The organism is Simplicispira piscis (assembly GCF_054783455.1).
This window is the reverse complement of sequence record NZ_BAAGQN010000014.1, coordinates 81981-100488: the sequence shown is the minus strand read 5'-3', so window position 1 is coordinate 100488 and position 18508 is coordinate 81981. Positions and strand designations below refer to the sequence as shown.

Annotated in this window: 22 protein-coding genes; 20 read left to right on the top strand and 2 right to left on the bottom strand. The window is 62.7% G+C overall.

Annotation, left to right across the window (positions count from 1 at the left end):
- Window position 1: 1 nt before the first annotated feature.
- The 16 genes from ACYVOC_RS08890 to ACYVOC_RS08815 all read left to right on the top strand — a co-directional run bounded on the left by ACYVOC_RS08890 (window position 2) and on the right by ACYVOC_RS08815 (window position 11891).
- Entirely contained in the window at window positions 2–529 is a 528-nt protein-coding gene (locus ACYVOC_RS08890) for a hypothetical protein (protein ID WP_461161546.1), read from the top strand.
- Window positions 529–2577 carry a sialidase family protein gene (locus ACYVOC_RS08885; protein WP_461161545.1) on the top strand — a complete coding sequence of 683 codons (2049 nt, stop codon included), beginning with the start codon at window positions 529–531 and terminating at the stop codon, window positions 2575–2577. The genes ACYVOC_RS08890 and ACYVOC_RS08885 overlap by 1 nt, the downstream gene beginning before the upstream one ends.
- On the top strand, window positions 2570–2878 hold the full coding sequence (locus ACYVOC_RS08880; protein ID WP_461161544.1) for a hypothetical protein: 309 nt from the start codon (window positions 2570–2572) through the stop codon (window positions 2876–2878). The genes ACYVOC_RS08885 and ACYVOC_RS08880 overlap by 8 nt, the downstream gene beginning before the upstream one ends.
- 13 nt (window positions 2879–2891) lie before the next feature.
- Complete coding sequence (locus tag ACYVOC_RS08875; protein WP_461161543.1) at window positions 2892–4796, top strand: hypothetical protein; 1905 nt, start codon at window positions 2892–2894, stop codon at window positions 4794–4796.
- A 1-nt stretch (window position 4797) separates the two neighbouring features.
- On the top strand, window positions 4798–5790 hold the full coding sequence (locus tag ACYVOC_RS08870) for a hypothetical protein (protein ID WP_461161542.1): 993 nt from the start codon (window positions 4798–4800) through the stop codon (window positions 5788–5790).
- Window positions 5791–5795: 5 nt separating this feature from the next.
- Entirely contained in the window at window positions 5796–6845 is a 1050-nt protein-coding gene (locus ACYVOC_RS08865; protein WP_461161541.1) for a type IV pilus modification PilV family protein, read from the top strand.
- A 49-nt stretch (window positions 6846–6894) separates the two neighbouring features.
- Complete coding sequence (locus ACYVOC_RS08860; protein WP_461161540.1) at window positions 6895–7254, top strand: hypothetical protein; 360 nt, start codon at window positions 6895–6897, stop codon at window positions 7252–7254.
- Window positions 7247–7747 carry a hypothetical protein gene (locus tag ACYVOC_RS08855; RefSeq protein ID WP_461161539.1) on the top strand — a complete coding sequence of 167 codons (501 nt, stop codon included), beginning with the start codon at window positions 7247–7249 and terminating at the stop codon, window positions 7745–7747. The genes ACYVOC_RS08860 and ACYVOC_RS08855 overlap by 8 nt, the downstream gene beginning before the upstream one ends.
- A gap of 12 nt (window positions 7748–7759) precedes the next feature.
- Window positions 7760–8269, top strand: a complete 510-nt coding sequence (locus ACYVOC_RS08850) for a hypothetical protein (RefSeq protein WP_461161538.1) — start codon at window positions 7760–7762, stop codon at window positions 8267–8269.
- Between the two features lie 9 nt (window positions 8270–8278).
- Window positions 8279–9286, top strand: coding sequence for a hypothetical protein (locus ACYVOC_RS08845; protein WP_461161537.1), 1008 nt, complete (start codon window positions 8279–8281; stop codon window positions 9284–9286).
- Between the two features lie 216 nt (window positions 9287–9502).
- Complete coding sequence (locus tag ACYVOC_RS08840) at window positions 9503–9742, top strand: hypothetical protein (protein WP_461161536.1); 240 nt, start codon at window positions 9503–9505, stop codon at window positions 9740–9742.
- Between the two features lie 3 nt (window positions 9743–9745).
- Window positions 9746–10096, top strand: coding sequence for a hypothetical protein (locus ACYVOC_RS08835; RefSeq protein WP_461161535.1), 351 nt, complete (start codon window positions 9746–9748; stop codon window positions 10094–10096).
- Window positions 10097–10185: 89 nt separating this feature from the next.
- Window positions 10186–10458, top strand: a complete 273-nt coding sequence (locus ACYVOC_RS08830) for a holin (RefSeq protein ID WP_461161534.1) — start codon at window positions 10186–10188, stop codon at window positions 10456–10458.
- Complete coding sequence (locus tag ACYVOC_RS08825; RefSeq protein WP_461161533.1) at window positions 10455–11075, top strand: glycoside hydrolase family 108 protein; 621 nt, start codon at window positions 10455–10457, stop codon at window positions 11073–11075. Before ACYVOC_RS08830 ends, ACYVOC_RS08825 begins: the two co-directional genes overlap by 4 nt.
- Window positions 11072–11332, top strand: coding sequence for a hypothetical protein (locus ACYVOC_RS08820; protein WP_461161532.1), 261 nt, complete (start codon window positions 11072–11074; stop codon window positions 11330–11332). Before ACYVOC_RS08825 ends, ACYVOC_RS08820 begins: the two co-directional genes overlap by 4 nt.
- A gap of 19 nt (window positions 11333–11351) precedes the next feature.
- Window positions 11352–11891 carry a hypothetical protein gene (locus ACYVOC_RS08815; RefSeq protein ID WP_461161531.1) on the top strand — a complete coding sequence of 180 codons (540 nt, stop codon included), beginning with the start codon at window positions 11352–11354 and terminating at the stop codon, window positions 11889–11891.
- 2 nt (window positions 11892–11893) lie between these two features.
- On the opposite strand, the gene ACYVOC_RS08810 is transcribed toward ACYVOC_RS08815, so the two are convergent.
- A complete protein-coding gene (locus tag ACYVOC_RS08810) occupies window positions 11894–13000 on the bottom strand; it encodes a site-specific integrase (RefSeq protein ID WP_461161530.1) in 1107 nt (368 codons plus the stop codon).
- A 99-nt stretch (window positions 13001–13099) separates the two neighbouring features.
- Between ACYVOC_RS08810 and ACYVOC_RS08805 the strand changes: the two genes are divergently transcribed.
- Together ACYVOC_RS08805 and rnhA are read left to right on the top strand one after the other, a co-directional pair.
- Entirely contained in the window at window positions 13100–13849 is a 750-nt protein-coding gene (locus ACYVOC_RS08805; RefSeq protein ID WP_461161660.1) for a class I SAM-dependent methyltransferase, read from the top strand.
- 16 nt (window positions 13850–13865) lie between these two features.
- Window positions 13866–14315: a ribonuclease HI gene (gene rnhA, locus ACYVOC_RS08800; protein ID WP_116003366.1), complete on the top strand. Its 450-nt coding sequence runs from the start codon at window positions 13866–13868 to the stop codon at window positions 14313–14315.
- Between the two features lie 220 nt (window positions 14316–14535).
- Here rnhA and ACYVOC_RS08795 read toward each other — a convergent pair whose 3' ends face one another.
- Window positions 14536–16317 (bottom strand): PHA/PHB synthase family protein, encoded by a 1782-nt coding sequence (locus ACYVOC_RS08795; RefSeq protein ID WP_461161529.1) that lies wholly within the window; start codon window positions 16315–16317, stop codon window positions 14536–14538.
- A 136-nt stretch (window positions 16318–16453) separates the two neighbouring features.
- Between ACYVOC_RS08795 and ACYVOC_RS08790 the strand changes: the two genes are divergently transcribed.
- Both ACYVOC_RS08790 and ACYVOC_RS08785 read left to right on the top strand, forming a co-directional pair.
- Window positions 16454–17101, top strand: coding sequence for a SagB/ThcOx family dehydrogenase (locus ACYVOC_RS08790; RefSeq protein ID WP_116003368.1), 648 nt, complete (start codon window positions 16454–16456; stop codon window positions 17099–17101).
- A complete protein-coding gene (locus ACYVOC_RS08785) occupies window positions 17098–18498 on the top strand; it encodes a phenylacetate--CoA ligase family protein (protein WP_461161528.1) in 1401 nt (466 codons plus the stop codon). Before ACYVOC_RS08790 ends, ACYVOC_RS08785 begins: the two co-directional genes overlap by 4 nt.
- Window positions 18499–18508 lie beyond the last annotated feature (10 nt).

Below are 18508 nucleotides of genomic sequence, written 5' to 3'. Positions count from 1 at the left end.
AATGACCATGCCCGTTGAGCCAGGTGGGGCGTACTTCGGGTTCTATTCGGACTTCGATGATGTAAGCCGAGGTGAAATCATCACGTACAGCTCCGCAGTTGCTTCCGCAGCTGCTGCTGGGGCGCGTGATGTCGGTGATATTGCCATCCCCGGGGATCTTGGCAGCCCGAACATCCTGGGTGGTCACCCGAGGATCATCGTCGCCGAAGGGGACGCCAGTTCCATCTATGTCAACATGACCTACGACAACGGCACCTGGGATGACCCCGGCCCACCGTTCTACGCGAGCAATTTCCTGGTGGAGCTGCAAGGCCCTGATGCTTCGTTGTTCGAGGTAGGCGGGGGCGGAAATTACAACATCACCCACTACGTTTCTGCTGACGGCGGGCAGAGCATAGCTATCGGTGCGATCTCCGCCGGATTGACGCGCCTGAAAATCTGGCGCGCGGTGGTTTTCCCCGGCGACCCAGTACCAGAACCGGCGGGACCATTCTGGACCAATTTCATCGGCTCCCACGAGATCATCTGATGCTGATTTTCGATGACTCCAATGGCACTTCCGACGGCAAGGAGAAAGACCAGCTCCAGGCCATGGTGGCGGTCGGGTCGGAGTTCATCACCTTCCGTGATGCAGAAAGCACCGTGCAGAAATCTGGAGAGTTCGTGCGGATCGAGAAGGAGTCGGGCGAGTCGCAACCGCGCTTTGTTCTGCTGCATGAAACATCGCAGACCTACGCGGAGCAGACGCCCGGCCAGCTTTCCGACCTCACCGGCAACGAGCTGCTGAACCTGGCGCCGAACGTCAAGCTGCGCAAGCGCTCGCGCCTGTACGTGTCAGAAGTCGATCCGCTCAACGGTGATCTGCCGTTCCGCGAGATCGGTGGCTTCAAGGCACAGACTCGCGTTTCGCGGCACCGAGGGTTCACCACAGAGACATCGCCGCGTTCACTCGGCGCGATGCACGAGGCCAACTACACCGCGCAAGCTGGCAAGCGACGGTTGTTCGCGAAAGGCGACGGCAAGGTTCTGATGGTGCGCGAGGTCGTTATTCCGGGCGACCCACGATTCTTCAACGACTCCGCGCGCGAGATGCTGACCGACCCACAGCCACACACCAAGAAGCGCGGCCTGCGCGCTGCGCGGGTAGAGGTGGTGGAGGTCAACCCGGAAGTCGGCACGACGAAACCGCCCATCTTCTCGTTCGACATTCATAGCGGACTTAGCTTTGATCCTACGCCCCGGGCTTTTTCGTCCTCGGTCAGACTAACGACGGAGATGTACACGGAATCGACCGTGTACGCCGCGTTCTCTGGCGTGATGTTCGGCTCGTCCCTGGACTTACCCAGGGTGAGCAACGTACCCGCTGGCGGCGACGCCTCGGACACCTACGCCGTTGCAGAGCCAGCCATCGCCAAGGCACCGGACGGCAGGGAGTACACATCCGTCATTGCCGTGTACCCGGCATCCGACGATGTGTACGACAGCCGCAGCGCTGGCCCGTACCGGCTGACGTGCAAGCGCACGACTGTAGGGGGCGGTGTCGCACTGAGCAAAATAAACTTCCCTGCGATACCGCACTTGCCCCTGCACTACCTGGCGGCACGCGGCATGTCGCTGCACCGGCTTGGGCCGGACAGGGTTGTGCTGCGCGTGAATGTCCATGTGATGCAGTTCGGCGCTGGCGGATCAATGCAGTCTGTCAACAGCGACGCCTTCTTCATGTGGACGCAGAACAACGGCGAGACGTGGACCTACAGCCCCGTCACTGCAGGATTCCCGGGCGTGTTCCCCTACGGCGGGATGCTGGTCAAGGACAAGGACACGCTGCTGGCGTTTTCATGGTTTCAGGAGTCCGGCTCGCCCCAGGTGCAGGTGCACCGCATCACCAGCGCTGGGACGGCGCAGATCGCATCCATCAATGGATCAACATTCAGCACCGGATTGATGACCCCCGGAGTCGGGCAATTGTTTGTCCCGTACGTCCCGATAGGCTTCGGCGGCGCCGTGTACCGCGTGGACCCGCAGGACAAGAAGAAAAAGAAACGCCTGTGGATGCAGTTCGACCCGTACTGGGCCTACAAGGACGGCACCGCCCAGGTCGTCAGCTACCCCGGATCGCGGCCCATGCTGCTTGTCTCGGATGACGGCGGGCTGACGTGGGCGCGCAAGCTGCTCCCAGTGGTGTGGTCGTTTCGGGTCGGGTTCGTGGTGTCGATCAGCGAGAGCGTACTGGCCGTACCTGTGTATTCCGTGCGTAAAAAACAGAACGCCTCGTTACGCACCACGATCTATGTCTCCAGAAATGGCGGGGATACCTGGCGGGCATCAGACGCTGCCGTGAGCCTGCCGGGCGAGACGTACGTCGATGGTCAGGTAGTCGTCGGCGCCCAATACCGGAACTCAGTGACCGATCAGAACGTGTTCGAGCAGGACTTTTCTGATTCGGCCCTTCGCTACAACCGGGGCGAACTGCTCCCGCTGGTGGCCCTGCGCGACAGCGACGGCGCGGTGCTCCCAGCGAACCCAGCCCGCCCATGGATGGCGGACTACAGATTCAAGGAGCCTGACTATGGCTAACACACTCATAAAAAAACCACTGCCGACGGGTGGCGGCGGTGGCGGTGGCGGTGGCGGTGGCGGTGGCGGTGGAAACAGTGGTGGGCTGACGGAGGGCACGCCTTGTTTCTATGCGGTAGCAACGGCCATCGCACAGTTATTCCAGGGAAAAAACTCCGTCTACATCGCAGCAATCAATAAGTTCAAGGTGTACACAAGCAACCCGGCGCAATACTACTACGTCACAGGTTCATGCTCAGGCGGGTACGTGAGCCTGAGTTACGAATACGTCGATACGACGATGTACCCACGTTCGGACTGAACAGGAGCACACCATGCCAAGAGTCTGTGCGAATGTGTGGGTGAACAGCTTTGAGACGGGCGTACCGTCCAGGTACGAGTACACCTGCTGGGATGCCAGCGACGACATTGATCGCCCTCCAGGCGGCGGTGGGGGGAGCAGTGGCGGGGGCGGCAGTGGCGGCGGTGTTGGTTTTATCCAAGACCCATCTGGCCGGGGTACTGTTGTTGCCCCAGGTCCAGAGCCAGACTATGACGCCACACTCGACCTTAACCTGGGCTGGAACAGCGGAGCGCACAGCATCGAATCACTGCCGCCGGATTGGGTTGGCCGGATTTCATTCGACATCCCGGACGTGCTTAATGCGCGCCCGGGCGGCGTAGCTATTGGACTGGTGCCTGTTTCTGAGCTGCCAATACAAGGGCGCAACGGTTTTGAGCATCTGCACTACGGACTGGTGTTCACCGCCGAGACGGTGCGTGTTGTCCAAGGTAGCGCGATAGTGCTCTCCGTCCCCTACGCTCCAATACGAGCGAGCCGGGAGCCAGACGCGACCACCGATGTGGTCTACGCGCTAATGTACGGGCAGGGCATTAAGTGGATGGTCAACGGCGAGGCGCTGTTCGCCGGAGCTTTCACCATGCCAGAGGCCTATGCCCTGGACGCCACGCTCTACAGCGCTTACGACACGGTGGATAACCCATTGTTCACGGCAGGAGAATGGGACGGAGAGCTTGAAGACGGGTCACTTACCGGGTTGCTTCCGGGCTTTACATTTGAGGCCGACGCAACGTCCGACGACTCCCTGGGAGGCGCCATTGGTGCGTTCAATGGGAGGTTTTCGGAAGAGGATGTATGGGAACTGATAGGTGCCATGCCAGGGTTCGCCATGGAATGCGGCGACGGGGATGGCATCGCCGGAAGCCTCGGGCCGTTTACCGCTCGCATGGCGGAGACGGCAGATTTTGATTTGATCGAAGGGCGGTTCGGCCCATTCACGGCGTGGATCGCCATGAGCAGCCCGGACGACGACATAGTGCCGTTTTCTGCGCTGATCGGAAACATGCCGCGCTTTACCATGGTAGCGGAGGCTCCAGGGTATGACACGCTGGAGGCGGAAATGCCTGCCTTCACCCTGCGCATGGGTGACGATCCGACGAGCATGGAGATTGTCGCGGAGATGCCGGGGTTCCGCTTTGCCGCCTACGGTGGCGAGATGACTCCCCTGGTACAGGTGATAGAGACAGTCGGTCTATACGCCCCGGCACACCCCGTCTCCTACCTCATGGTGTCCTGTGTGGAGCGCGTGGACGGAAGCAGTACCGCCGAAGTCCACGCGGTCATGACGGTGGACGGGACTGAGCGGATCGACGTGCAGGATCAAGCCTCGATACTGCAGACTTTCCTGATCGACGCGATGGAGCAGATCGGCCTGGGTGACCGCGTTCGCGTGCTGATGCTGCGCGTAGAGGACGGCTCTGCGGTCGGCGGAGAAGCCTGGGTTGTCAACGCCGATAGCAATGCCAGCACGCGATACGACGGGTTTGGATTCAACAGTTTCGCCGCGTTCGGAGGGAAGCATTACGGGTGTCGGGCGGACGGCGTTTACCTGCTGGGTGGTGCGAACGACGCTGGTCGGCCCATCATCGGCGGAGTGAATTTCGGCCAGCACGACTTTGGCACCCAGTCTCTCAAGAGTATGGACGCGGTATACGTTGGCGTCTCGTCATCTGGAGCGCTGTTCCTGAAAGTGGGGGATGGGCAAAAAGAATACACCTACAGGGCGCGCCGCAACGACCCGCGCATGAAGACACAGCGCTTTGACACTGGGCGCGGACTGCGCAGTAACTTCTTCACTTTCGATCTGACGAGCGAAGGCGACGCTTTCGAGCTCGACTCGGTCGCATTTAACGTCATAGCTTCGAACCGGAGAATCTGATATGGCCAACGGACGCGCACTACCATCAGCTCTGCTCTTCGATTGGCTATTGGGACGGGCCTGGAACATGGCCTTGACCAGCTACGCCAACGCGGAGCGGTTCGGCTCCAAGAACATTGGTGGCGGCGGAAACTCAGAGTCCGGCGTGAGCACTGGCGGCGCCACATCCATCGAGGGCTTCATGACCAGGTACGCAGGCGACGAGCCAGCAGCCCTGGTGGTGAATCATGACCGCGAGTTGGAGGGCCAGATGAAGGAGGTGGCCGACAAATGGGCGGCGGAGTTCCAGGGCATCATCGCCCTGACGGCGGGTGTCGGGCCAGGCTTCACGGCTGCTGTGGAATGGCTGCGCAAGGTCACCAATGGCGGCGACGGCTTAGGGTATGTCGGCTACACACACCGGGCAGGGCAGGTGGATTCGTTTGCCGCCCAGATACTGACCGTCAACCAGCGGAACCTGCCCGTCCCGAATGGTGCGGGAGCCGCCCTGCGAGGGGTCGCGCAGCGCGAGGCTGGTTTGCTGGTGGCGCGATCAAAAGCCCAGATGCAGGCCGACCGGCAGGCCGAGGAACACAAGCTGCGCATCGACGCGGTGGAAGCGCTCATTAAGGCGCGCAACGACGCACTCGAAGCGGCGATGGATCACGTCTTCACGCAGATGCACCTGATGTTTGATGTGTTCGGGCGCAATAACGACTACCTCACCTGCCTGCAGCGAGAAGAGCAGTCCATCAAGGCGCGCATGGACATTCGCACAGCCGAACTGGCCGGGTGGGCCGAACGCATCCAGACAACCGACGACTCGCACGCTGCAGCCATCCAGAAGATCAAGGCCATCACGGCCAGGGCGAACACGATGGACGAAATGTCGGTGGATGCCCACATCAAACTGCTGCGCCGGTACTCGTCGCGGGCAGCCGCAGCACTCAACAGCGCGGGGGTGAGTGTCAACTCCACGGCCAGTGAGTCCAACAACATCAACGCGGAGGGCTGACACACATGGCAACGTCCACAGGCACAGCGATGCAGGGTATCTCTGCAGCCATCGTCTATACCGCCATCGACCGTATCTCGGAGATGATCAACACCGCAGATACAGCCATGGGCCGAAGCATTGATAAGGAAATCAATGCGGCGCTGAGGGGCATCCCTGGCAAGCCGGATGCGGCCGATGCAAACTATCGGCAGGAGTACAACGCATCCAGCGGCGCACTGAAAAACGCCACCCTGGACGGCAAGACGCCCGACATAGACCGCATGCCCCTGTTCCTTGAGAACGTGGTGGGCTCGTTCTTCGAGGACTACATCGACAAGATGGACGCGCTGTTTCCGGGGCTGGGGCAGGCGGGGGCAGACGCCGATGCGTTCGTGCGCGCGGCGCTGGCGTCTGCGGTCGGTGTCTCGTATAACGAGGTGGTGGACAGCACGCCAGCGAATACCGCGTTCTTGCTGGCGCGGCGCCAGGCATACGCCCAGGAGCGGCAAGCGTTGGACGCAGCCGCTGCTGCAGGGCACAGGTTTGCCCACGGCCAAGTGCTGGAGGGACTGGCCCGCATGCACGGCGCAAGCGTGAGCGCTGCGACTGAGGCAGTGACCCAAGCGCACGCAGAGCGTCTTGCGCAGGAGCGCGCGGAGAAGATGCGCCTTGCCCGCGTGTCACTGGACGCCAGCATGAGCCGTATCCGCAAGATCCATGAGCAGGTGGCCGAGGCGTTCAAGCTCAAGCTGCGCGCACGGGGGATGTGGATCAACGACCAGAACCAGGTCGTTGACACATACAACAACGTCACGGCAATGAACGAGCGGTTCTACAACCAGACCGCCGGACTGATGCGCGCTGTTGCAACGCGCAGGTTTGGTCTGGATTTTGACGAGCGCGCGGCCAAAGACCGGGCGGAAGTCATTGGTAAGCTCAAGATGGCCAACGCCAATGAGGTGGTTGATCTGTTTGGAAACGCCGTTACGACCTTGATGAACCAGGTACATGCCAAAGGCTCCTACAGCGGAACCGAGCGCGACGTGACGGATTGGGACTCAATACTGGCCTGACCCCGTATAGGGTTGGACGCCCACCCCTGCAGTCGGAACACTGCAGGGCATGACTACCCCGGCCAAGCTCAAGCTCACCATTTATCAGGGCGCCACGTTTCGAAAGCGCCTGACGTGGAGTGCTGGCACGCCTGCTGTGCCCGTCGATCTGACCGGCTGCGAGGCGCGCATGCAAGTGCGCGCAGAAGTGGAATCCGCCGACGTTCTGCTGTCCCTGACCGATGCCAACGGCGGCATTGTGCTGGGCGGCGCCACGGGTGTCATTGACCTGTATGTGAGTGACGAGGACACCGGGGCCATTGATTGGGATGGCGGTGTCTGGGATTTGGAAATCGTGCACCCTAGCGGTGAAGTGACAAGACTGGCCCAGGGTTCGGTGAGCGTGTCGCCGGAGGTTACCCGTGTCTGACCTGGTGACGGTCGAGGAAATCCAGATCCTCACGCAGGGCAGTGAGACACACATCCTTGCGGAAGAGGTGTCCACCACGGCCGTGGTGACGGCGGCAGAGCAGGGGCCGCCTGGCATTCAAGGTATCCCCGGCCCCGCTGGTGGCGCAACCGTCGTCACTGTGGGTGCGACCCCGCTGAGTGGACACACCGCCGTGGCCATGGACGCTGACGGCCTTCTGATTTACGCGGACTGCACAAACCCGGCGCATATAGGTGCTGTGCAGGGTGTCATTGCAAACGCCTACGGCGCGGGCGATCTCGCAGTGGTGCAGACAGATTTCGACCTGGCGCATGCCGGTTGGACGTTCGCTACCGGCCCTGTTTTTGTCGGTGCGACTGGCGCTCTGGTGCAGGCCTTGCCCATGGGCGCTGTCTTTGCGCAGGTGGTGGGGTACGCCCTGGCGCCGACGCGCATCCGTATTGATGTTCAACCCCCCATCGTTTTGACCTAAAGGAGCCACACCATGGCAGCAAAGAAACTTCTCCGCCTGATCGGCGGCGTCATCACAGAAGTGTTCGGTGTGCAGACCAGCGCTGGCGCAGGCAACGCTGGCGACATTGTTGCGCTGGATGACACCGGCCGCCTCGACAACAGCATGATGCCTGTGGGCATCGGTGCAGATACTGCCGTCATCAACGCCAGTGAGGGCCTCGCAGCGGGTGACTGGATCAACGTCTGGAACGACATCGGCACAGCCAAGGTGCGCAAGGCTGACGCCACCACGGCAGGCAAAGAGGCCAACGGGTTCGTCCTAGCCGCTGTGACCAGCGGCAACCCGGCCACGGTTTACTTCGAGGGCACGAACACACAGGTGACTGGGCAGACCCCTGGCGCCGTGTACCTGCAGACCACTGCGGGCGCTGGCGGCACCACGATCCCAAGCGCGTCGGGCAACGTAGTGCAACAGGTAGGCGTGGCCGTGAGCGCCACCGCTGTGAACTTCGAGCGCGGCACAGCCGTAGTGCTGGCGTAAGGGGCTGACATGGCAGAGCGCAAGCCTGTAGTTTTGGTGAGCGGGCAGCTCAAAGAGATGCCCTCCACGGACTTTCTACCGGCAGCCAACATCCCGGAGGTGACGGCTGCTCACATCCACGCCGCCACCAGCAAAGCCACCCCGGTCGATGCCGACGAACTCGGGCTGTCTGACAGCGCTGCATCGTGGGGATTAAAGAAGCTGACTTTTGCGAATCTGAAAGCTGTACTGCTCGCTTACTTCAAGGGTCAGTTCCGCGAAAAGCTGACTGCTGCGCGCACTTACTACGTGCGGGCTGACGGCAGCGATAGCAACAACGGGCTGACGGACTCAAGCGGCGGGGCGTTTTTGACTGTTCAGAAAGCAGTTGACACAGCGGCGTCCATCGACCTGGGCATCTACGACGTCACGATCTACGTTGGCTCCGGAACATGGACAGCACCCACGACACTTAAAACTCTGGTCGGCGCTGGAAAGGTCATTATTCGTGGGGTAAACGCGGATATGACCAGCACCGTCGTGCATACAACGGGGGATAGTTGCTTTTCCGGTTCTTATAGCGGGCGCTATCGATTTGATTGGCTGCGCATGCAAACAACGACGGCGGGCTACTGCCTCATCGCGTACGGAGGTGGCGCAGCGGTGGAATGGGCAAATGTTGACTTTGGGAGCACAGCCACCACACACGTCGCCTGCGTATCTGGCGCAAGAGCAGAGTCGGTTGGGCCTTACAAGATTTCGGGCAATGGGTCTTCCCACGTTGCGGCTTATGACAACGCGACCCTACAGCTCGCGGCTCACACGGTGACGATCACGGGCACTCCTGCAATGAGCACCGGGTTTGTTGTATCGGCTCGCGGAGCAAGCGTTGTTGCTGTCGGCCCATCTTTCTCCGGTACCACCGCTGGGCCTCGTTATAACGCCTCGCTCAATGGGACCATCATCACGGCGGCGGGAGAGACATTCCTGCCTGGCGACACCACTGGGACTAAAGATTCAGGGGGGCAATACGCATGACAACCTACAAACTCACCCATGAAGGCTACGTCATCAAGGATGGCGAAACCAAGGTGCCCATTGCGAACACCCCAGAGTTCCCCAACACGAACCCCGATTACCTCGCGTACAAGGCGTGGCTTGCTGCGGGCGGGGTGCCTGAGCCTGCGCCGCCACCGTCGCAGTTCGACCTTGACCAAGCCCGCTACACCAAGCGCGCAGTCGTTAAAGACAGCCATGATTGCATGGATGGCCGCAGACAACATGGGCCGCGTGCGTGCGGGCGCATGGTCTGTCCCCGAACTGACAAGTCTGATGAGCGATCCGGCTGTGGCGGCGGCCAACGCATACATGAGCACGCTCAGTTTCGAGTTGGCAGCGCAATCCATCCTTGCAGCAACGTCACCCCTGCTGACACCAGAAATCAAGGCGACATGGGTCAGCAAGCTGCAAGAGCATTTCTATCTGGAGGGCTGACCGATGGCATTATGGCAACTGATGCGTGCATGGGGTGAACAGGTGTTCCTCGCGCTCGACCAACTAGCGAATGTCTTGCCACCGCCCCTTGACGGCACGGTGGGCTACGCCGATGAAACCCTTAGTGCCCGCTGCTACCGCGCACACAGGGATGGAAAGATTTTCGGGCGCATGTTCATGCCGCCAATCGACTGGCTCTTCGGGCTGTGGCAAGGCCCGAACCACTGCCGCAACGCATACATCAAGGAATTCGAGCGCAAGAACTACCCTGATGAGTACCGCACGGGAACGCCTACTTTCGAGTCGCGCACGAAGGCTGCGAATGGAAAAAACGGAGAGGGATCGCGAGCATGATCCAGGACGCCACTGAAATCGATCGGTTTCAGAAGATCACCCCCGTATAGGGTTGGACGGTTTTTGCATGGCCCGGAATCATCAAGGCCATGAAATCCGAAGCCATCGACATCACCATTGCCGCAGCGGGCAGCAAGACCACCTATATCGGCGCGGGTGTGACGGGCTTAGGGTGGTTCCTCTCAAACGAGTTCTTCGGGCTTGTCGGCGTGCTGATCGGGGTCATTGGCCTCTCAGTCAACATCTATTTCAAGCTTCACGCCAATCGGCGGGCCAAAGTCGAGCATCAGGCCCGCATGGCGCGGCTGCTGCGAGGGCAGCACACTGATACCGGCATTGGTGGCCTGGAGCTGGACGAATGACCTTCCCCCAGGTGCCCGGCAAAGTGTGGGCCTCTGCGGGCGCGGCCGTCCTTGCCATCGTGGCAGGCGTGTTTGCGGTGGAGGGGGGCTACGTCAACAACCCGGCAGACCCCGGCGGCGAAACAAACCACGGCGTCACCGTGGCAGTGGCGCGCGAGCACGGCTACCAAGGCCCCATGCGTGAACTGCCCAAGGCAACCGCGCAGCGCATCTACACGCAGGACTACATCGAGCGACCGGGCTTTCATAGTGTGATTTTTCTGTCACCGGCCCTGGGTGAGAAGCTGGTGGACGCCGGGGTGAACGCCGGGCCTGGACGATCGGCGCGCTGGCTCCAGGAGGCGCTCAACCAACTGAGCCGAGGTGGCGCCGACTTTCCCCTTGTGGCGGTGGATGGACACATTGGCTTCCAGACCCTGGCCGCGTACCAGGCGCTGGAGCGAAAGCGCGGGCGCGTGAAGGCTTGTGAGCTGACGTTGAAGCTGATGGATGTGCAGCAGGGCGCGCACTACATGCGCCAGAACAAGCCCATGTTCATCGTGGGCTGGGCCGATCACCGGCTTGGCAATGTGCCGCTGGCACGCTGCGCCGAGTCTGTCCAAGGAGGTGCCCCGTGAAATCCATCTTGACCCTGGCCGTAGCCGCGCTGGCGGGCTGCACCATCGTCCCGGCAGGGACCGCGCACTTGAGCTGCGAGCTGCTGCAAACCGCAGCCATCGAGGCCGATCTGGCGCCTGCCTGGTATCTGGAGGCCGGCGTGGTCCTGGAGCGCTGCGGCCATGAGGGTGCCATTGCTGCTGGCAAGGTGCGCGCCTGCTTTGCGGAAGCCCGCAACGGCTACCGCGACAGCGCGGAATGCGAGGCGATGCAGTGAATCCGATTCTGATTGCCATGTGGCTCAACTGGTGGAGGTGGTGGGAATGACAGCGCTACTTTCCCTGATCCCCCGCTGGGTCTATGCCGCCCTGATCGCCATGCTCGCCGCCACGTCATGCAAGTTCAAGCTCGACAAAGACGGCCTGACGCTGGAAGTCGAAAAGCACAAAGTCGCCGCTGCCCAGCTTGAGGCATCGCAACAGGCGGCGCTTGCCCAGGCCACCGCAAAGGCACGCGACACAGAACAAGCCCTTGTCGCCAAGGTCGAAACCATCCAGGAGGAATCGAATGCGCAAATCACTGCCCTTGCTCGCCAGCGTGATGATCTTCGCCAGCGGTTGCGCGCAGCAGCCACGGCAGCCGTCACCGCCCGTAGCCTGTCCGGCCCCGCCAGCGTTGCCGCCATTGCAGCGACTGCCGCAGGAAGTGACCGGGCCGAGCTTTCTGGACCGGCTGGATATGATCTTGTTTCAGAAGCCCACCGCGCCGACACCATCCGCCTACAGCTTGCAACCTGCGAGCGGCAGTATGAAGCTGCGAGGGATGCGCTGAAGTAGGGCTACTTCCGCCCCAGCTTCTCCAGCACATGCCTTGGCTGAATGTGCGTGTACCGCTTGAGCGACTCCCAGCTTGTGTGGCCGGAAATCAGCGACACCTCTGGGATTGTCAGACCAGCCTCGAACAGCCTACTGATGCCCTCATGCCGCAGGTCGTGCAGCGTGATGTCCTCAAGCTCCAAGAGCTTGGCTGCGCGCTGGAATGACGCACTGACCGATGCCCCTCGATACGGGAATATTTTGCCATTGGTGCGCGGCAGGCCTTCAAGTATCACTTGCGCCATCGGCGGCACTGGAACCACCTCATCTCGTGGCATTGTCGGGTGCTTCGTGTCGCGCAGCAACAGTGTATGGGTCTTCGGATCGTAGTCAGGCCACATGGCGTTCATGACTTCCTCGCGGCGCCGGGGCAGGGCCACCAGAAACCTCAGTATGGTTGGTAGCGGTATGGTGGTTCCATCCAGCTTGCGCCACCATACCTCAATCCGGCTCAACTCGTCGTCAGACACCCGGCGGTCGCGGCGCTGGCTGGGGGCGACTACCTGCATGCGTCGCAGATGGTCCATGGCGTTCGTGACAACAGCCATGTCCAGCGCAATGCCGTGGGCAACCGGAGCGGCCCGATACGCAGCGCGCACGGCCATCATGTGGTTCAGTAGAGTGGCTGGGGATCGCCCAGGCGCATGCCGCACCGCCCAGTCGATGAAGTCGGTCGAGGTGATCGACTCCGCAGGCTTTTCGGTGAATGGGTAGGCTTTGATATTTTTGAACCGGTGCTCGATGGCTAAATACTCACGCCCGATCTTCTTGAGCATCTTGACATGCGTGTCCATAAGGTCGGCCAGTGACACTTGTCCTTGTTTACGCGCAGCCACGCCGGTCTTTGCGATGCGCTTTTCCAGGGCCACGCCCCAGGCGCTGGCCTGTGCGCGGGTGTCGAACGTGGCGCTCTCTTGGTGGACAATGCGACCATCTTCCTTGATGCGTACTTGCGCCTGGAAGCGGCCATTGCGTTGGCGGATTGTTGGCATGGCGGTGTGACAGATGGATTTTGGCACACCGATTGTCACACCAAGAGGTGCTTTAGTGTGCCAAATAGTGCTTTGCATTCAAGTTGTCACACCGTTAATTGGACGTAATATGTTGATATATAACGGAAAGTGCTCTTATATGCCGAATGGTTCCGCGCTGTCATGGAAATTATAGGTTTGCACCATTGGTTCGATTCACCGGCAGGGCGCTACGTGCTGGGATGGGAGCAGGCGCGCTTTGACGAGGCCGTTGCCGATGTCTTTGGTTACCACAGTCTGCAGCTGGGAATGCCGCTGCTCGATGGCCTGCGCGCCAACCGCATGCCGCACCGCTGGCTGGCGCTGGACGAGGCCTCGGCCCCGGGTGCGGGCCCCATTCCCGACCTGCTGAGCCATGCCGTTGCGCTGCCATTTCCGGACAATAGCCTCGATCTGGTGCTGCTGCCCCATGCGCTGGAACTGAGCCACGACCCGCACACGGCATTGCGTGAGGTGGCGCGGGTGCTCGTGCCCGAAGGGCGTGTAGTCATCACCGGGTTGAACCCGGCCAGCCTGTGGGGGCTGCGCCAGCGCCGCATTCGCTTGTATCAACGTTTGAGCGGCCGGCGAGGGCGTTCGTTTTTGCCCGATGTGAACGAGTTCATTGGCTACTGGCGCTTGCGCGACTGGCTGCGCCTGCTCAACTTCGAAGTGGACGACGCCCAGTTTGGCTGCTACCGCCCGGCGGTGCGCACCGAGCAGTGGTTGGAAAAATTTTCATGGATGGACGCGGTGGGCGACCGCTGCTGGCCCATACTGGGCGCCGTCTATTTCGTGGTGGGCATCAAGCGGGTGCACGGCATGCGTTTGCTGGAACCCGCGTGGCGCGCCAGCCCACAGCGCGCTACGGCCACCATGCCGATTGCACGGCGCCACGGAAAACATTGACCGACAGGAACATTGAGTGAACCAGGTACAGATTTATACCGACGGGGCCTGCAAGGGCAACCCTGGCCCCGGCGGCTGGGGCGTCTTGATGCGCTCGGGCTCGACTGAAAAAGAGCTTTTCGGCGGCGAACTGGGCACCACCAACAACCGCATGGAATTGCTGGCGGTGATTGAGGCGCTCACCGCCCTCAAGCGCCCCTGTGCTGTCACGCTGTTTCTCGACAGCGAATACGTGCGCAAGGGCATTACGGAGTGGATCCACGGCTGGAAAGCCCGGGGCTGGCGCACCGCCGCCAAGCAGCCCGTCAAAAACGTGGAACTGTGGCAGCGCCTTGATGCACTGGTGGCACAGGGCGGCCACCAGATCGACTGGCGCTGGGTGAAGGGGCATTCGGGCGACCCCGGCAACGAGCGGGCCGATGCCCTGGCCAACTATGGTGTGGAACAGGCGTTGGGCCAGCGTTGAAGCGCTTCGGTATTTTGTAAGGGCAGGCTACAGACTGGAGCCTTTCCAGGTGTGTTGAGCCGGTTCAGGGAGTACCTACAGGTGCGCAAGGCCATGCCCGGTGCCCGCACCACCGTGGCGCACGACCAAGTGGAACGCCCTCCTATTGGTGCATAGCTAAATGCTATATAAATAATAGCTGTTGGCGCTTTGCAGTATTGCGTTATAGCCATTTTTCATATTATTCCTGATAGCGCTGGAGTACATAGCTGCCGGGCGCGTCGCCCAGGGTGTGGGCCGTGCCCAGCGGCTTGGCGGGCCGTGGAGCGGACGAATGGGCCGCCAACCAGCCATGCCAGGCTGGCCACCAGGAACCCTCGGTTTGGGGCGCGGTGGCGGCCCAAGTGTCGGGTTCTACCCAGGTGCCGTACGCCGGGCGGGTATCCATCTGGTAGCTGCGGCGTGGGTGGCCAGGCTCGGAGATGATGCCGGCGTTGTGTCCGCCGCTGGTCAGCACGAAGGTGATTTCCGCATCGCAAAGACGGTGCAGCTTGTAGACCGAGCGCCAGGGCGACACATGGTCGCGCTGTGTGCCCACCACGAACAGGGGCAGCCGGATGTCTCCCAGTGACACCGCACGCCCTTCCACGCGGTAAGTGTGTGCCGCCAGGGCGTTTTTCAGGTACAGCGCCACCAGGTATTCGTGGTGCATGCGGGCGGGCATGCGCGTGGTGTCGGCGTTCCAGGCCATCAGATCGTTGGGCTGGTCGCGCTCGCCCAGCAGGTATTCGCGCATGCGCCGCGCCCATACCAGGTCGCGTGAGTGCAGAAACTGGAAGGACCCCGCCATCTGCTTGCCCGACAGGTAGCCCTGACCGCGCGTGATGTGGTCCAGCAGGGCGATCTGGCCTTCGTCGATGAACAGGCCCAGCTCGCCCGGCTCGGAGAAGTCGGTCTGCGCCGCCAGCAGCGTGAGTGACTGCAGGGGCGGGAATTCTTCCTGGCCCTGCACGCCGCCCTTGCGCGCCATCGCGGCGGCGGCAATGGCCAGCAGCGTGCCGCCCAGACAGTAGCCCATGGCGTGCACCGGCGTGTTGGGGGTGCTTTGTGCTCCCACGGCCTGCAGCGCATCGAACACGCCCAGGCGCAGGTAGTCATCCATGCAAAGTTCTGCATCGGCGGCGTCGGGGTTGCGCCATGACAGCATGTAGACGGTATGGCCCTGGCCCACCAGATAGCGCACCAGCGAGTTGTGGGGCGAGAGGTCGAGGATGTAGTACTTCATGATCCACGACGGCACGATCAGCACCGGCTCGGGGTGGACCCGAGGGGTTTGCGGCGCGTAGCGGATCAGCTCGATCAGTGCATTGCGAAACACCACCTTGCCCGGCGTGACGGCCACGTCGTGCCCTACGCGAAAACGCTCGGCTTGTTCCTCCTTGTCCGGCGTGGGCATGCCCGTGGCATCTGCCAGCCAGTGCTGCAACCCCTTGCGCAGGTGCGCACCGCCTGATTCGAGCACGTCGCGCTGCACCACCGGGTTGGTGGTGGGCATGTTGGCCGGTGAAAGCATGTCCAGCCACTGCCGCGCAAAGAACTGGGTCAGGTCGGTGTGGTGCGCCGTCATGCCGGGCACCTGGGCAGCTTCGCGCCAAAACGCTTCGGTGTTGTGAAAACCTGTGCGCATTTGGTTGAAGGGCCATTGGGACCAGGCGGGGTGCCGAAAGCGCGGGTCTTCGTCGGGCGGGGCTACCTCGTCGGTGGTGCTGGTCACGGCCGAGCGCAGGGTGTCACCAGCGAGCCGGGTGGCCAGCGCTGCCAGCTCCAGCTGACGGCCTGGTGACAGCGCCAGATGCCAGGCCCAGTCCGCCGTGGCCAGGCCCAGCGATACCGGCGACAGCCCGCCTGTGAGGGGAGCGATGGCCGCCTGCGTCAGCCGGTCGAGTTTTTGGGCCGGGGTCTCCGTGGCAGGCGCGGTGTACAGGCCGGGGAGGGGGGGCGTGGGAGTAGTGCGTTGGGCCATGGTGTGTCGTGATGGGTTGAGTCCTGTCTCCATGATAGGCCGTGGCCCCTCCATTTATGCGATACGTGACTTGCCGCAAGGGGTGCGGAATGAGGGCTTCTATGATGGCCCTATCGTTGTTGCGCAAGGAGGGCCCATGAATACGCTCACCAAGATGGCCCTGGGCCTGATCGGGCAGTTGCGCCCCGAGGCCCCCACCGGCGATGGCAGCCCGGCTTTGCTGCTGCCGCCACCCGACAGGGCGGGCGGCGTGCCGCTGATGCAGGCGCTGGCACGGCGCCAGTCGGCGCGCACTTTTGACCCGGCTGCGTTGCCGCTGCAAACCCTCTCCGACCTGCTGTGGGCCGCGGCCGGCATCAACCGCGCCGACCACGCAGGCCGCACCACCCCCAGCGCCCTGAACGCCCAGGAGATCGATGTGTACGTCGCCCTGCCCGAGGGTCTGTACCGCTACGACCCCGTGGCCCACACCCTGCAGCGAGTGGTGGCGGCCGACGTGCGGCGTGTGACGGGCTACCAGGACTTTGTGGACACCGCGCCGCTTGACCTGGTGTATGTGGCTGACCATGCGCGCATGAAACTCGTGCCTGCGGCGCAGCGTGAATCCTATGCCTCGGTGGCGGCCGGTGCCATGGCGCAAAACGTCTACCTGTATTGCGCAAGCGCGGGCCTGTCCACCGTGATCCGGGCCTGGATCGACCGCCAGGCACTGGCCCAGGCCATGTCCCTGGGTACCGACCAGCAGATATTGCTGTCGCAGACCGTGGGGGCCAGCGCACCATGAGCGCCGTGTTCGATCTGCTGCGCCTGTCCACCGTGTCGCTCGACGTGGCGGCGGCCCACCGGGGCACGGCCCAGGGCATTGCCCAGCGGCAGCAACGGCGCCTGGCGCAGTTGCTCGACGTGGCACTGCGCGAATCGCGCCTGTACCAGGAACTGCTGCCCCCGGGCTGCAGCGCCCGCACGCCGCTGCAGCAACTGCCCGTGGTCACGCGCGGCCAGCTCATGGAGCGCTTTGACGACTGGGTGACCGATCCGCGCCTCAAGCTCGACGAACTGCGCGCCTTTACCGCCGACCCCGAACGCATTGCCGAACCCTGGCTGGGCCGCTACATGGTGTGGGAAAGCTCGGGCACCACCGGCCAGCCCGGCATGTTTGTGCAAGACGCGCAGGCCATGGCCGTATACGACGCGCTGGAAGCCCTGCGCCGCAGCGCACCGCGTCCGCTGGCGCACTGGATGGACCCGCTGCAACTGGCCGAGCGCTATGCCTTTGTGGGCGCCACGGGCGGGCATTTCGCCAGCCTGGTCTCGCTGCGGCGCCTGTGCGGTATCAACCCCTGGCTGGCTGCCAGCACGCGCAGTTTTTCCATCCAGGCGCCCACGGCCGAACTGGTGCAGTCCCTCAACGACTTTGCGCCCAGCGTGCTCATCACCTACCCGACCGTGGCGGCCTTGCTGGCCGATGAAGCGTGCGCCGGTCGCCTGCGCATTGCCCCGCGCGAGGTCTGGACCGGTGGCGAAACCCTGGGACCCACCGTGCGCGCCCACATCGAGCGCAGCCTGGACTGTGCGCTGCGCAACAGCTATGGGGCCTCGGAGTTCCTGGCCATGGGCTGGGAGTGCCAGATCGGCCACATGCACCTCAATGCCGACTGGGTCATCCTGGAGCCCGTGGACGAACGCTACCGGCCGGTGCCACCGGGCGAGCCGCCTTACGCCGTGCTGCTGACCAACCTGGCCAACACGGTGCAGCCCCTGATCCGCTACGAACTGGGCGACCATGTCACCGTGCACGCCGAACCGTGCACCTGCGGCTCGCCCTTGCCCATGATCACGGTGCGCGGTCGCCAGGACGATCCGCTGCACATGGCGGGACGGCACGGCGGCACGGTCACGCTGCTGCCCCTCGCGCTGACGGCTGTGCTGGAAGATGTTGCGGGGGTTTTCGACTTTCATCTGCGCCAGCTGGACGACCACAGCCTGGTGCTGCGCCTGCCCCTGCACGGCGAGGAAGGCCGCGCCGCCATGGCGCGCTGCCGTGCCGCCCTCAAGGCCTTTGCGCTCGCCCAAGGGCTGGCGCCCTTGCAGGTAAAGGCCGAACTGGGCCAGCCCGTGCCGCGTGGGCGCAGCGGCAAAGCCTGCCGCATCGTGGCCTGCACGGCCCCCGGCACCCCGTAATTCTGTTTCC

Coding starts and splice junctions, on each gene's coding strand:
- ACYVOC_RS08825 (WP_461161533.1), top strand. CDS start 10,455: ATGACCTTCCCCCAGGTGCCCGGCAAAGTGTGGGCCTCTGCGGGCGCG.
- ACYVOC_RS08790 (WP_116003368.1), top strand. CDS start 16,454: ATGAATACGCTCACCAAGATGGCCCTGGGCCTGATCGGGCAGTTGCGC.
- ACYVOC_RS08860 (WP_461161540.1), top strand. CDS start 6,895: ATGACTACCCCGGCCAAGCTCAAGCTCACCATTTATCAGGGCGCCACG.
- ACYVOC_RS08795 (WP_461161529.1), bottom strand. CDS start 16,317: ATGGCCCAACGCACTACTCCCACGCCCCCCCTCCCCGGCCTGTACACC.
- ACYVOC_RS08840 (WP_461161536.1), top strand. CDS start 9,503: ATGATTGCATGGATGGCCGCAGACAACATGGGCCGCGTGCGTGCGGGC.
- ACYVOC_RS08875 (WP_461161543.1), top strand. CDS start 2,892: ATGCCAAGAGTCTGTGCGAATGTGTGGGTGAACAGCTTTGAGACGGGC.
- ACYVOC_RS08890 (WP_461161546.1), top strand. CDS start 2: ATGACCATGCCCGTTGAGCCAGGTGGGGCGTACTTCGGGTTCTATTCG.
- ACYVOC_RS08885 (WP_461161545.1), top strand. CDS start 529: ATGCTGATTTTCGATGACTCCAATGGCACTTCCGACGGCAAGGAGAAA.
- ACYVOC_RS08870 (WP_461161542.1), top strand. CDS start 4,798: ATGGCCAACGGACGCGCACTACCATCAGCTCTGCTCTTCGATTGGCTA.
- ACYVOC_RS08785 (WP_461161528.1), top strand. CDS start 17,098: ATGAGCGCCGTGTTCGATCTGCTGCGCCTGTCCACCGTGTCGCTCGAC.
- ACYVOC_RS08810 (WP_461161530.1), bottom strand. CDS start 13,000: ATGCAAAGCACTATTTGGCACACTAAAGCACCTCTTGGTGTGACAATC.
- ACYVOC_RS08830 (WP_461161534.1), top strand. CDS start 10,186: ATGAAATCCGAAGCCATCGACATCACCATTGCCGCAGCGGGCAGCAAG.
- ACYVOC_RS08880 (WP_461161544.1), top strand. CDS start 2,570: ATGGCTAACACACTCATAAAAAAACCACTGCCGACGGGTGGCGGCGGT.
- ACYVOC_RS08835 (WP_461161535.1), top strand. CDS start 9,746: ATGGCATTATGGCAACTGATGCGTGCATGGGGTGAACAGGTGTTCCTC.
- ACYVOC_RS08845 (WP_461161537.1), top strand. CDS start 8,279: ATGGCAGAGCGCAAGCCTGTAGTTTTGGTGAGCGGGCAGCTCAAAGAG.
- ACYVOC_RS08850 (WP_461161538.1), top strand. CDS start 7,760: ATGGCAGCAAAGAAACTTCTCCGCCTGATCGGCGGCGTCATCACAGAA.
- ACYVOC_RS08865 (WP_461161541.1), top strand. CDS start 5,796: ATGGCAACGTCCACAGGCACAGCGATGCAGGGTATCTCTGCAGCCATC.